At 60.4% G+C, this 11,881-nt stretch carries 11 protein-coding genes; 6 read left to right on the forward strand and 5 right to left on the reverse strand.

Features of this window, described 5'->3' with window-relative positions:
• Positions 1-80: 80 nt before the first annotated feature.
• The 5 genes from AC2FLU_RS17005 to AC2FLU_RS17025 all read left to right on the forward strand — a co-directional run bounded on the left by AC2FLU_RS17005 (position 81) and on the right by AC2FLU_RS17025 (position 4,003).
• Complete coding sequence (locus AC2FLU_RS17005) at positions 81-947, forward strand: AAA family ATPase (RefSeq protein ID WP_496808112.1); 867 nt, start codon at positions 81-83, stop codon at positions 945-947.
• On the forward strand, positions 947-2,137 hold the full coding sequence (locus AC2FLU_RS17010; RefSeq protein ID WP_496714661.1) for a vWA domain-containing protein: 1,191 nt from the start codon (positions 947-949) through the stop codon (positions 2,135-2,137). The genes AC2FLU_RS17005 and AC2FLU_RS17010 overlap by 1 nt, the downstream gene beginning before the upstream one ends.
• 13 nt (positions 2,138-2,150) lie before the next feature.
• The gene (locus AC2FLU_RS17015) at positions 2,151-2,963 is read left to right on the forward strand and encodes an XdhC family protein (protein WP_496714606.1); all 813 of its coding nucleotides are present in this window, start codon (positions 2,151-2,153) and stop codon (positions 2,961-2,963) included.
• A 99-nt stretch (positions 2,964-3,062) separates the two neighbouring features.
• Positions 3,063-3,515 (forward strand): SRPBCC family protein, encoded by a 453-nt coding sequence (locus AC2FLU_RS17020; protein WP_480474467.1) that lies wholly within the window; start codon positions 3,063-3,065, stop codon positions 3,513-3,515.
• 263 nt (positions 3,516-3,778) lie between these two features.
• On the forward strand, positions 3,779-4,003 hold the full coding sequence (locus AC2FLU_RS17025; RefSeq protein ID WP_480519534.1) for a hypothetical protein: 225 nt from the start codon (positions 3,779-3,781) through the stop codon (positions 4,001-4,003).
• A gap of 82 nt (positions 4,004-4,085) precedes the next feature.
• Here AC2FLU_RS17025 and AC2FLU_RS17030 read toward each other — a convergent pair whose 3' ends face one another.
• Both AC2FLU_RS17030 and AC2FLU_RS17035 read right to left on the reverse strand, forming a co-directional pair.
• Complete coding sequence (locus tag AC2FLU_RS17030) at positions 4,086-5,738, reverse strand: DUF6504 family protein (protein WP_496808113.1); 1,653 nt, start codon at positions 5,736-5,738, stop codon at positions 4,086-4,088.
• 66 nt (positions 5,739-5,804) lie between these two features.
• Complete coding sequence (locus AC2FLU_RS17035) at positions 5,805-6,095, reverse strand: I78 family peptidase inhibitor (RefSeq protein WP_480474470.1); 291 nt, start codon at positions 6,093-6,095, stop codon at positions 5,805-5,807.
• A 130-nt stretch (positions 6,096-6,225) separates the two neighbouring features.
• Here AC2FLU_RS17035 and AC2FLU_RS17040 point away from each other — a divergent pair, with 130 nt between their 5' ends.
• Positions 6,226-7,338 carry an S-(hydroxymethyl)glutathione dehydrogenase/class III alcohol dehydrogenase gene (locus AC2FLU_RS17040; RefSeq protein WP_267364409.1) on the forward strand — a complete coding sequence of 371 codons (1,113 nt, stop codon included), beginning with the start codon at positions 6,226-6,228 and terminating at the stop codon, positions 7,336-7,338.
• A gap of 59 nt (positions 7,339-7,397) precedes the next feature.
• On the opposite strand, the gene AC2FLU_RS17045 is transcribed toward AC2FLU_RS17040, so the two are convergent.
• The 3 genes from AC2FLU_RS17045 to AC2FLU_RS17055 all read right to left on the reverse strand — a co-directional run bounded on the left by AC2FLU_RS17045 (position 7,398) and on the right by AC2FLU_RS17055 (position 11,870).
• Entirely contained in the window at positions 7,398-8,336 is a 939-nt protein-coding gene (locus tag AC2FLU_RS17045; protein ID WP_480555150.1) for a DMT family transporter, read from the reverse strand.
• A 153-nt stretch (positions 8,337-8,489) separates the two neighbouring features.
• On the reverse strand, positions 8,490-8,903 hold the full coding sequence (locus AC2FLU_RS17050; protein WP_480519544.1) for a group III truncated hemoglobin: 414 nt from the start codon (positions 8,901-8,903) through the stop codon (positions 8,490-8,492).
• Positions 8,904-8,951: 48 nt separating this feature from the next.
• Positions 8,952-11,870, reverse strand: coding sequence for an error-prone DNA polymerase (locus tag AC2FLU_RS17055; RefSeq protein WP_496714607.1), 2,919 nt, complete (start codon positions 11,868-11,870; stop codon positions 8,952-8,954).
• Positions 11,871-11,881: the final 11 nt, after the last annotated feature.

Below are 11,881 nucleotides of genomic sequence, written 5' to 3' on the forward strand. Positions count from 1 at the left end.
CCCCCCCCGACGGAGGGGGCTCTGCCCCCTCCGAACCTCCCCCGGGATATTTGGGGCCAGATGAAGATAGGATCCTGGTTTTGACCTTGAAAGATGTGCAGAACGGGTTGGTTGCGCAGGGCTATGTTGCCGATGATCGGGTGGCCATGGCGTTGCATCTCGCGCAACAACTTGGGCGCCCGTTGTTGCTGGAGGGGCCGGCGGGTGTGGGGAAAACCGAAGTTGCGAAAGCGGTGGCAACCTGGCGCGATACGCGATTGATACGTCTGCAGTGCTACGAAGGTCTGGATGCCAGCCATGCCATCTATGAATGGAATTATCAAAGACAGCTATTGGCGATCCGGGCGAGCGAAGCGCAGGGTGGCGTCGCGGAGGCGCAGCTGTTTTCGGATGAATATTTGCTGAAAAGGCCTTTGTTAGAGGCTATCTCGGAAACAAAACCTCCGGTTCTGTTGATTGATGAGATTGATCGGGCGGATGAGGAGTTTGAAGCCTACCTTCTGGAAATCCTGTCAGACTTTCAGATCACGATACCCGAGCTGGGAACTGTGCAGGCACAAGTTCGGCCTGTCGTCATTCTGACGGCCAACGGGACGCGGGATTTGTCGGATGCGCTGCGCAGAAGATGTTTGTACAGCTTTCTTGACTATCCTTCGAGAGAGACCGAATTGGCGATCCTGCGGGCACGACTGCCTGAAATTGAGGGGATTCTAGCGCGTCAGATCATTGGGGTTGTGCAGGCGCTGCGTCAGGAAGACCTTGAGAAGAAACCGGGCATCGCCGAGATGCTGGATTGGGCAGCGGCCCTGTCCGGGTTGGGTGTCAATGATCTGGCCAAATCCCGCGAAGACGTGCAGGCGACGCTAGTGTGTTTGCTGAAAACTGCCGCAGATTACAATGCGGCACCGCCCGAAGTGATGGATCGCCTGATCGGAAAGGTCGCGTGATGCAGGCCACGCGCTTTCCCGCCCGGGCCTTGGGGCTTGCTGACCGCATGTCGGGTTTCATAGCGCATTTGCGCATGAATGGCATGCAATTGGGCGCCTTGTATGCGGGGGACGCGCTTGCCGCCCTATCCGAAGTGGATGCAACGGATGCCAATCAAGCCCGGCAAGCCATGTGCGCGGTCTTGACCGGAGACGCGGACGATTGGCGCAGGTTTGATGAACTGTACGATGCTTATTGGTTCAACGCTGGTGCGCAGCGTTCGGGAAAAGCGAAAAACAAGCATGTGCGGGTGCAGTCCGCCAAGCCAATGATCTGGCAGACCAGAACTCAAGCTGAAGACGAACCACGATCCGGGTCGGCACAAGAGGCCACTATGCCTGACTGCGGTGAAGGGGAAGCCGAAGGGGTGGACGGCAAGTTGATCGCCACGCGAACGGCCAACCTGTCACGCCGGGATTTGCGAGAGTTAATGGACGACGAGGCCCTAAAGCAGGCTGAAACAGCCGCGCTGGCCTTGGCGCGGGCTTTTCGGGACAGGCGATCGCGCCGCCGGAAACGGGCGTTGCGCGGGGCTGTTCTGGACATGCGCCGAATACAGCGCGCCAGTCTGGCGCGAGGCGGTGAGCCGCTGGACCTGTATCGCCGAGCGCGGCCGCCGCGCCCGATGCAGATTGTGGCATTGTGCGACGTGAGCGGCTCGATGACCGTGTACTCACGTGTGTTTCTGGCTTTCCTGAAAGGGTTGATCGGCAGCGGGATCAAAGCAGATGCGTATTTGTTTCACACGCGATTGATGCGGGTTACAGATGCGTTACGCGACCATGATACTCTCCGGGCCGCGGGTCGGTTGTCGCTGATGGCCGAAGGCTTCGGCGGCGGCACCGATATTTCCGGCAGTCTTGAGCGATTTCTGTCGGGATACGGCGCGCGGGCACTGAACGGGCGTACTGTCGTTCTGATCCTGTCGGACGGATATTGCAGTTCTGATCCGCAGGCTCTGGGGGATATGCTTGCGCGTATCAGGCGCAAGGCACGCCGTATCGTCTGGCTGAACCCCTTGAAGGGCTGGAAGGACTATCAACCAATTGCGGCAGCGATGCAGGCGGCTGAACCCTATCTGGATGCGCATTTACCGGCCAATACGCTGGATGCATTGGCGGCGCTTGAGCTGCAGTTCCAAAAGCTGTGAAAGGAGTCTGACCTTGGCGAATTTCGACATTTTTGACACCATCGATCAGCTGCGCGGAACCGGAGAGGCCTTTTGTGTGGCGACGGTTTTGCGCACGGCGGATGCGACCTCGGCCAAAGCTGGGGGGAAGGCGGCGGTTACCCAGGCGGGTGAAATTCTGGGTCATCTTGGTGGGGCTTGTGTGCAACGCGCGGTCCGGGCAGCGGCGCAACAGGCTTGGGCGTCCGGAATGCCGCAGATAATCCGTGTCAAACCTTCGGAAAAGGTGGTGAACATGACGGATCCCGATGGTGTACAAACATTCAGAAGTGGGTGCCCGTCCGGCGGTACCGTTGATCTATTGGTCGAGCCCTATCAACACGCGCCCCGGCTGGTGATTTTCGGCGAGGGGTTGATTGCCAAAGCTCTGGCGGCGCATGGATCTTTGGCGGGGTTTCGTACGGTTGTCGAGGATGGGCTTGATATTGCTGGAAACCATGTGCGGTTCGCCTTGGAACAGGTCGATGTGTTGGGCGTGGAGCCGCGGGACTATGTCGTGGTGGCTGCGCAGGGGCGCAGCGATGCGTCCGCCTTGAAGGCTGCATTGGAAACCGATGCGGCACGCGTGTCGATGGTGGCCAGTCGCCGCAAGGCAGCTGCCCTGACTGCAAAGCTTATCGCCCAGGGATTGGACCCTTTGAAGGTTGAGCGCCTGAAATCTCCGGCGGGCTTGGACTTATATGCCATAGACCCGCATGAGATCGCCCTGTCGATTTTGGCTGAGATCGTGATGTGGCGGAACGGTGAAAAGGCAGCAAAGGTGTCGCATGATGAAAAGCTTGCTTGAACGCCTTTACCGCATGTGGCCTGCGTGGCTGGAACAAAGGATAGCCAAGGTTGCAACGTGCGTATTCCGAAGATGTTGTTGAACAAAGGAAAGACCTGAATGGAACTGACTGATGAAATCCGTATCGCAGCGCCACGGGACGTCGTTTACCGCGCGCTTAACGATCCCGACATATTGATGGAATGCATCCCGGGATGTGAGGAACTGACGCAGAAATCACCAACCGAGCTTGAGGCGAAAGTTGTTCTGAAAATAGGCCCGGTCAAAGCGCGCTTTGCAGGTGAGGTCACATTGGACACGGCCAATGCACCAAATGGGTTTTCCTTGATGGGTGAAGGCAAGGGCGGGGCGGCTGGATTTGCCAAGGGCGGCGCAGACGTATCGTTGACCGAAGAAGGGGACGAAACCGTGCTGAAATACACGGCGAAGGTTGATGTTGGTGGCAAGATTGCTCAGCTCGGCAGTCGGTTGATTGCGGGAACCGCCAAGAAGTTGTCGGCAAAGTTTTTTACGCGGTTCGGAGAGATCGTGTCAGAGCAGTCGGCTGCATGATCCGGAGCGTTCCATAGCCTAGAGGTTATCAAAGCAGGGACCACTGTCGACAAGGCGGGGAAACCCGCCGTCAACCGAAGGAGTGGCAATCGGCGGTATCTGCAAATTCTCAGTCAAGACAACGCTCTTCAGAGAGAGCTGCGAACACGCCCGTCAACGGAGGGTTGAAAATTGGGTTCTGCCCATAAAAATTTGGCTTTTCCCGAAATAACCGGTAGATTTTCTGTAAAAGGTGGAAAACACCGGAGGCAGTAAGAGAGCAGATGTCACAGGCAAAAACTCGTGTTTTGCGGACCACGATACCTGCCGGTCTTGTAGGCAAACGGGACGGTCTTTTTTTCTTGTGGGGCGAGATTGAGCGCGCCCGTTTGAAAATTGAAGACGGAGGCCGTCAGGACGCTGCAACGCCGGACGGGCCAAGTGTAAACATGGCGGGCGCAACCAGAAGGTTGGTGCAGATACCGGTGGACGAGTTCATTTTCTTCTGATGGCAAGGTCTGGACGGGATTGGCTGTTTACAAACGGCAATGCCGCTCGCCGGATCTGTAGATTTACTGAGGGAAATAGACCCTAACCAAACTGCCCGTGACAGAACCAGCCTGCAGACACGGTTCCGCCATGGCCGTAAAACAGCCACAACCGCTCGCCCTGCTGTGTCACCACAACCCAGTAGTCCCGCACGCCGCTGCGCCAGTTCGGGTCATCCAGCCACCATTCCGGTGCGATCCGTTCCGGGCCGGTGGCCTGCGCCAGCTGCCAGTTACGTCCGCGCCAGCGAAAGGCGCTGGGCACGTCGGGGGTTTCCGGGGCCATTACCGGCTCAGGCTGCCACATCAGCAGGGGGCGCGGGCGTGGCGGCACAGGCCAGTCGCGCGCAGGTTCCGACCATGCCGCCGCCAGCGTTTGCGCCGTTTTCTCAGGGATGTGCGAGGCCGCCGGATGGCGCCGGGTGATCGCCTCAAGCCCCACCCGCGCGCCCAGCTTGCCGATCAGGTCATCCACGGCGGTATTGCCCGCCAGCCGGTTGCGGGCCACACGGCGGGCTTCGGCATGGCCGGCCACGGTACGGGCGTGGATGGGTTCCGTCTGCACCGCCTCAAGCCGCAGCATGTCGATGCCGTAGCCTGCGTCGATCTTGTCGATTTTCATCTCTAACAAAGGGCGAATGCGGTGTTTATCGTAAGTTGGGCGGGCCAGACCGACCTCGATAACCTCAGCCGCCTGATCGGCACGGTGAGCCTCCAGCCGCAGGGTGCGGGCACCGCGCCCCTTTTCTTCCAGCTTGGTGCAAAGCGTTGGCAGAACCCGATCAACCGCAGCCATGACATCCTCAACCAGACCAATCGGGTTGGGCAGGGTCATCCGCACCGCGAAGTGATGCGGCGGGCGGGCGGGTGAGACAGGCTCGGGCGCGCTGCCCATGGCCTGATCCAACCGCAGAACCAGCCCGCGCCCAAACCTCCGCGCAAGGCTGGCGCGGGGTTGGCCCAGCAGATCGCCGATGCGGCGCAGGCCCAGACGGTTCAGCTGCACGACAACCTGATCTTCCAACCGCAGCGCGGCGATGGGCAGGGGGCTGAGTGCGCCATAAGATTGCCCCGCCGGTGCGACCCGCGCGCCTCCACCCAGGGCCCTCACTTGCGGCGCAGTGCCGCCTTTGGTCCAGTGCCGCCGTTTGCCCGCCCGGGCGCGGGTGGCACGGGCCTCCTGACTGATGGCGTCGCCATTGCGGTCGGATGTGGCCGCTTGCCCCGCATAGCGCGCCAAAGCCCAGGCTGCGCCCAGCGTGTCGGCGATGCCCATCTGTACGCTGAGGCCCATATCCGCACAGTCGGTTTCAAGAACGTTCAGCAACGCCTCCTCTCCGCCAAACAGATGGGCGCAACCTGACAGATCGACGATCAGCCCGTCCGGGGCCTCTTCGGCCACCCATGGGCTGAACTTTCCCGCCCAGCGACGCAATGCGGCCAGGAACGCGGCTTCGGCTGGGGCGTTACGGTGGCGCGTGATCAGGTTGGCACACATGGCATGAGCATCCCGCACCGGCTGGCCTACGCGCAGCCCGGCAGCCTGCGCATCGGCATTCACTGAGGTAATAACCTGCATGTTCGACTGCTCGGCCACGATGGCCAAAGGTCCGGTATGCAGCCCCCGCGCAGCGCGGATCAGCCGTTCAGCCCCCAGACGGGGGAACCATAGCGAAAGTATTCGGCGTTTGGGCATTTTCAAGCATCATAATGTTCTTACTTTGTTCTTAAGTTAGAATCGATGCCTGAGTCGAGTCCGCCCTTATCCGCAGGTCAGCCGCTGGATGATCCCGTCACCATTCACGTATACGTTTAGCCGGTCGATGCGGTAATCCTGCGTGGCGATGTCATCCGGCCCCAGCACGCGCGACCGCGCGGGCAGGTTTGCCTGAATGGTTGAAACCGGCTGGCCAACGGTATCCGAAAAATCTTCGCCCTGACAAAAGGCCAGATCGACCGGGGCAGGTTCCGGCGGCAGCAAAGCGTCTTCGGGCGCAGGCGGAGTCTCAGCGCAGGCCGCCAGAAAGATCAGGATCGGGAAAAATCGGTGCATTGGCGTTCCTCATTCTGGCAATGTCGTTTCTGCAATATCAATTAATTAGCCAATCTGCCATGAAAGCACGGTTGAAAACACCCTGCAATTGACGCAGGGTCGGGGCAAAAGTGACAGGGAGATAAGTACCATGCGTACCCGTGCCGCCGTCGCCATTCAGGCAGGCAAACCTTTGGAAGTGATGGATGTAAACCTCGAAGGCCCCAAGGCGGGCGAGGTTCTGGTCGAGATCAAGGCCACCGGCATCTGTCATACCGACGAATTCACCCTGTCGGGTGCCGACCCCGAAGGCTTGTTTCCGGCCATTCTGGGCCATGAAGGCGCAGGCGTGGTGGTCGAGGTCGGCCCAGGAGTGACCAGCCTGAAGCCGGGCGATCATGTGATCCCGCTTTACACGCCGGAATGTCGCGAGTGTGAATACTGTCTGCACCCCAAGACCAACCTGTGTCAGGCGATCCGGGAAACCCAGGGCAAGGGTCTGATGCCCGATGGCACCTCTCGTTTCTCGACCTTGGATGGCGATCCGATCCTGCATTACATGGGCTGCTCGACCTTCTCGAACCACACGGTTCTGCCTGAAATCGCGCTGGCCAAGGTGCGCGAGGATGCGCCGTTCGACAAGATCTGCTATATCGGCTGTGGTGTCACAACCGGTATCGGCGCGGTCATCAACACGGCCAAGGTGGAAATCGGCAGCCGTGCAATCGTGTTTGGTCTGGGCGGTATCGGCCTGAACGTCATTCAGGGCCTGCGTCTGGCCGGAGCAGACCAGATCGTTGGCGTCGACCTGAATCCCTCCAAGGTGGAAATGGCCACCAGGTTCGGCATGACCGACTTCGTGAACCCGTCAGAGGTTGAAGGCGATCTGGTGCCGTATCTCGTCAACCTGACCAAGGGCGGTGCGGATTATACGTTTGACGCCACAGGCAATGTCGGCGTGATGCGTGCAGCACTTGAATCGGCGCATAAGGGCTGGGGTGAGTCGATCATCATTGGCGTGGCACCTGCAGGGGCCGAAATTTCGACCCGGCCATTCCAGCTGGTCACCGGCCGGTCGTGGCGCGGTACCGCATTTGGTGGTGCGCGTGGGCGCACGGACGTGCCCAAGATCGTCGACTGGTACATGGAGGGCAAGATCGAGATCGACCCGATGATCACCCACACCATGGGTCTGGACGACATCAACCACGGCTTCGACCTGATGCATAAGGGCGAAAGCATCCGGTCGGTGGTTATCTACTAAGGGTAAACACCAAAGTTCTCGAAAACGGCGCGCTGATCGGTGCGCCGTTTTTGTTGAACCTACTTTCCAGGTCGTGTTGCCCCTGTGTCTGCCCGGGGTGAACGAACCCGCAGAACCGGGGTATTGGCCGAGGTGGTGTTGGCCCGGCTTTCTCGCCACACAACATAGACGCCGGACGCGATGATGATGCTGGCCCCGACGGCGACCCAGATGTCAGGGCGCTCGTCGAAGAAGATCATGCCAAACAGCGTTGCCCAGATGATCTGGCTGTACTGGCTGGGGGCGACGACACCGGCGGGCGCGGCGCGGTAGGCCAGAATGATCAGGTGTTGCGCGATGACCGAGAACACCCCGACCAGCGCCATCATCGCCAGATGCAGCAGGGAAGGCGGCTGATATACAGCCGGTTGGGCAAGGCTCATCACAACGATGGCCAATAGCATCGGATAGAGGATCAGCACGGCCGAGCGTTCCTCATTCCCGATCTTGCGCACCAGAACCGAGGCGAAGGCGCTGCAGAAGGCGGCCATCAGGGCGGCCATATGGCCCAATGTGATATCCGTTGCACCGGGGCGCAGAACGATCAGGACGCCAATCAGGCCGACGCCAACCGCAGCCCAGCGCTGGGCGCGGACCACTTCCCCCAAAATCGGGATTGACAGCACCGTGACGATCAGCGGGAATGAAAACAGCAGGGAATAGACCTCGGCCAGTGGCAGAACCGAAAACGCGTAAAATGCGCAGGACATGGCCGTAACCATCAGGCCCGAGCGCAGCAATACCAGCCATGGGTGATGCGGCAGAAAGTTCCCCGTCGTTCGGTCGGTCAGGATCGTGACCGCCATTGGAACGAAAGAAAACAGCGTGGCAAAAAAGATGATCTGCATCACTGAATAGGTGCCGCCCAGCACCTTGATCAGCGCATCGTGGCTGGCAAAGACGGCAAATCCCAGAAATGCATAGCCAAGCCCCCCAAGGGTGTTGTTTTGAGCGCTCATCGATCCGGCCTCGGCCTATGTTGGTGTGGTGACGATACATCGTGGCAGCGCAGGCAGGGTTCCTGGCTGTCTTTATTGCTGCTTAACCCTATTCTGAGGGCACGAATAGCCCTTATTTTACCGCTAACATGTCAAAACTACCATGATCTGGGATCATCGCAGGATCGGCGGCGCATCTTTGGGCTGTCGTGCGGATTGAACACCTGCCTTCATGCCGACACCGATGCGGCGGGCCAAGACGACCCATGGGGTGGCCGTTTCCGCGGGCAGGGTCCGGGTGGCGACCTCTTCGAACAGATCCAGCCAATGGGCAAAGAACTCCGGTTTCACATCGGGCCGTTCGATATGGACCCGTTGCGGATTACCGTCATAGCAGCGCTCATACAGGATGGCATTGCGCCAGAAGGCGGCGATCTTGTCCTCATGCGCGGGCCAGTCGGTGACGTGGTTTGCGAATACGGGCCCAAGTACCGCGTCTTGCCGGACACGGGCATAAAAGGCGCGAACTTGCGCGTTGATTTGCTCGGGCGTCGCGGGAAAGCGCGGGGGAAGGATGGGTCTGGTCATGACAGCCTGAATTTCGACTCTGTTTTCGGCAGATAGGGTGTTCCGGCGTTACGGAACAGAGGTGGTTTTGTCGCGCCCATCCGGCGTCAGCAGATGCCGCAGCAGGGCCACCGGGTGCGCCCGCAGGCTGAGGCGGGTGGCGACGTAATCTTCGACCACCTGCTCGCCCAGCGTCATCTGTGGCAGGTAAGCCTTGGGTTCATCCAGCGCCTCGCCCTCCAAGTCCTGCGAGAACAGTGGCAGAGGTTTGGCGGTGGCAATTGCCTTGGCCTGCCAGAGCGCCTCGCGCCGGGTCAGGTCGCAGGCGGCGAAGGCATCAGCCTCGGCCAGCCGTTCGATCACCGACGGCCCAAGGCCTGCGCGGCGCCAGACATCGTCGACCTGGGTGTAGCCATTGCCGCGTGCGGCGGTCAGCCAGCTGGCGTCTTCCTCGCTCAGGCCCTTGATCTGGCGAAAGCCCAGCCGCAGCGCCAGACCGCCATGGCCATCAGGCTCCATCACATTGTCCCAAAAGCTGGCATTGATGCAGACCGGGCGCACCTGCACCCCATGTTCGCGCGCATCCCGCACAATCTGGGCCGGCGCGTAGAACCCCATCGGCTGCGAGTTCAGCAGGGCGCAGGCGAAGATGCCCGGATGGTGGCATTTGATCCAGGCAGAGGCATAGACCAGCAGCGCAAAACTGGCCGCGTGGCTTTCCGGGAAACCGTACGAGCCGAAGCCTTCGATCTGGGAAAAGCAACGTTCCGCGAAATCCTGTTCATACCCGTTGCGTTTCATCCCGCGCAAAAAGAGCGCGCGGAATTCGCTGACATTGCCATGTTTCTTGAAGGTTGCCAGCGACCGCCGCAGCCGATCGGCCTGTTCCGGGGTGAAGCCCGCGCCGACAATGGCGATCTGCATCGCCTGTTCCTGAAACAACGGCACACCCAGCGTTTTGCCCAATACCTCGCCCAGCGCGTCCGAGGGGAAGCAGACCTCCTCCTCGCCATTACGGCGGCGGATATAGGGGTGGACCATGTCGCCCTGAATAGGGCCGGGGCGGATGATGGCAACCTCGATCACCAGATCATAGAAATTACGCGGCCGCATTCGCGGTAGGAAGTTCATCTGTGCACGTGATTCCACCTGAAACACGCCGATGCTGTCCGCCTTGCAGAGCATGTCATAGACCACCGGATCCTCGGGCGGCAGGGTGGCAAGGGTGTAGCTGGTCTGGTGATGCTGGCCGATCAGGTCAAACGCCTTGCGGATGCAGGTGAGCATCCCGAGGCTGAGGACATCGACCTTGAGGATGCCAAGACTGTCGATATCGTCCTTGTCCCAGCAGATGACAGTGCGGCCCTCCATCGTGGCGTTTTCGATGGGGACAAGCTCATCCAGCCGACCCTCGGTGATGATGAACCCGCCGACATGCTGCGAGAGGTGGCGAGGAAAGCCGTCGATCTCATAAACCAGCATTAAAGTCTGTTTCAGGCGCCGATCTTCGGGGTCGAGGCCAATTTCGCGCATCCGTTGTGCCTCAAGCCCCGAGGCCGAGAAAAACCCCCAAAGCTGTGAGGAAAGTGCCGAGATCGTGTCTTCGGTCAGGCCCATGGCGCGGCCAACCTCGCGGATTGCGCGTTTGCCGCGATAATGCACGACAGTGGCGCAAAGGCCTGCGCGTTCGCGGCCATAGCGGTCATAGATGTGCTGGATCACCTCTTCGCGGCGTTCATGTTCGAAATCGACGTCTATGTCTGGCGGTTCATCGCGCGCCTCGGAGACGAAGCGTTCAAACACCATGGTGCCCATCTCGGGGCTGACCTCGGTGATGCCGAGGCAAAAGCAGACGACCGAATTGGCCGCTGACCCGCGCCCCTGGCACAGGATGCTGCGCGAACGGGCGAAATGGACGATATCGCGGACGGTCAGGAAGTAGGGTTCGTATTTCAGCTTGCCGATCAGCGTCAGCTCATGCACCAGCATTTTTTTCGCCTTTTCGGACGCCCCGGCGGGATAGCGCCATTTCAGCCCCTCATGCGCCAGACGGTGCAGGCGCTGGGTCGGGGTTTCCTGTTCGCTGCCCTCGCTGGGGTATTCATAACGCAGCTCACCCAGCGAGAACTTCAACTCTTCGCTGAGCACATGGGCGCGGGCAACGGCACCTTCATGACCCTTGAAGATGCGTAGCATCTCGGCCTCGGAGCGCAGGCGCTGTTCACCATTGGCCAAAGCGTCCCGGCCCAATGCGTCCACTTTGCGGCGCAGGCGGATGGCGGTCAGCACATCGCCCAGTTTGCGGCGGGTGCCGTGGTGCATCAGCGGTGTCGCGCTGGCGAGCGTGAGGATGCCAAGCTGTTTTGCCTCAATCTCTAATAAAGAGAAATACGAACCATCGGCGCCATCATACCGAGGGTGCATCAACAGATGCATCCGCCCGGCAAAGCGGCGCGTCAGCTGCTGCGCCTGTGTCCGCCACGCGCCCGCGCCGCCTGGAGAGCCCGCTGTCTGTGGCCACAGCAGCAGGTGGAGGCCATCGGAAAATTCGAGCAGGTCAGACAGGTGCAGGATGCAATCGCCTTTCTCGGCGCGCAGGCGACCCCTGGACAGGATGCGGCACAGGTTGGCCCAGCCCTGTCGGTTCAGGGGTAAGGCGGTGACAGTGGGCGCATCGGTGAAGATCAGCCGCGCCGCCGGGATCAGGCGGGGAACCGCGTGGATGGGATAGGAGGGCGGCTTGGGGATGTGATCGGGGCAGGGTGGACCGATGGATGTGTTCTGCGCCTCCCACGCCAGCCGTTCGCGGACCTTGCGGGTGATCTCGCGTGCTTGAGTATGGGCGCGGACGATCCCGGCGACCGAGTTGTCATCGGCAATCGCAATGGCAGGCAGACCCAGGGTGACGGCACGCTCCATATACTCCTCGGGGTGCGAGGCCCCGGTGAGGAAGGTAAAATTCGACGTGATCGACAGCTCGGCATACATGGCGATTCCAT

Source organism: Ruegeria sp. SAZD013 (genome assembly GCF_059612525.1).

Excerpts from the sequence above, each read along its gene's own strand:
- AC2FLU_RS17010 (WP_496714661.1), top strand. The coding sequence starts at position 947 with ATGCAGGCCACGCGCTTTCCCGCCCGGGCCTTGGGGCTTGCTGACCGC.
- AC2FLU_RS17020 (WP_480474467.1), top strand. The coding sequence starts at position 3,063 with ATGGAACTGACTGATGAAATCCGTATCGCAGCGCCACGGGACGTCGTT.
- AC2FLU_RS17025 (WP_480519534.1), top strand. The coding sequence starts at position 3,779 with ATGTCACAGGCAAAAACTCGTGTTTTGCGGACCACGATACCTGCCGGT.
- AC2FLU_RS17030 (WP_496808113.1), bottom strand. The coding sequence starts at position 5,738 with ATGCCCAAACGCCGAATACTTTCGCTATGGTTCCCCCGTCTGGGGGCT.
- AC2FLU_RS17035 (WP_480474470.1), bottom strand. The coding sequence starts at position 6,095 with ATGCACCGATTTTTCCCGATCCTGATCTTTCTGGCGGCCTGCGCTGAG.
- AC2FLU_RS17040 (WP_267364409.1), top strand. The coding sequence starts at position 6,226 with ATGCGTACCCGTGCCGCCGTCGCCATTCAGGCAGGCAAACCTTTGGAA.
- AC2FLU_RS17045 (WP_480555150.1), bottom strand. The coding sequence starts at position 8,336 with ATGAGCGCTCAAAACAACACCCTTGGGGGGCTTGGCTATGCATTTCTG.
- AC2FLU_RS17050 (WP_480519544.1), bottom strand. The coding sequence starts at position 8,903 with ATGACCAGACCCATCCTTCCCCCGCGCTTTCCCGCGACGCCCGAGCAA.
- AC2FLU_RS17055 (WP_496714607.1), bottom strand. The coding sequence starts at position 11,870 with ATGTATGCCGAGCTGTCGATCACGTCGAATTTTACCTTCCTCACCGGG.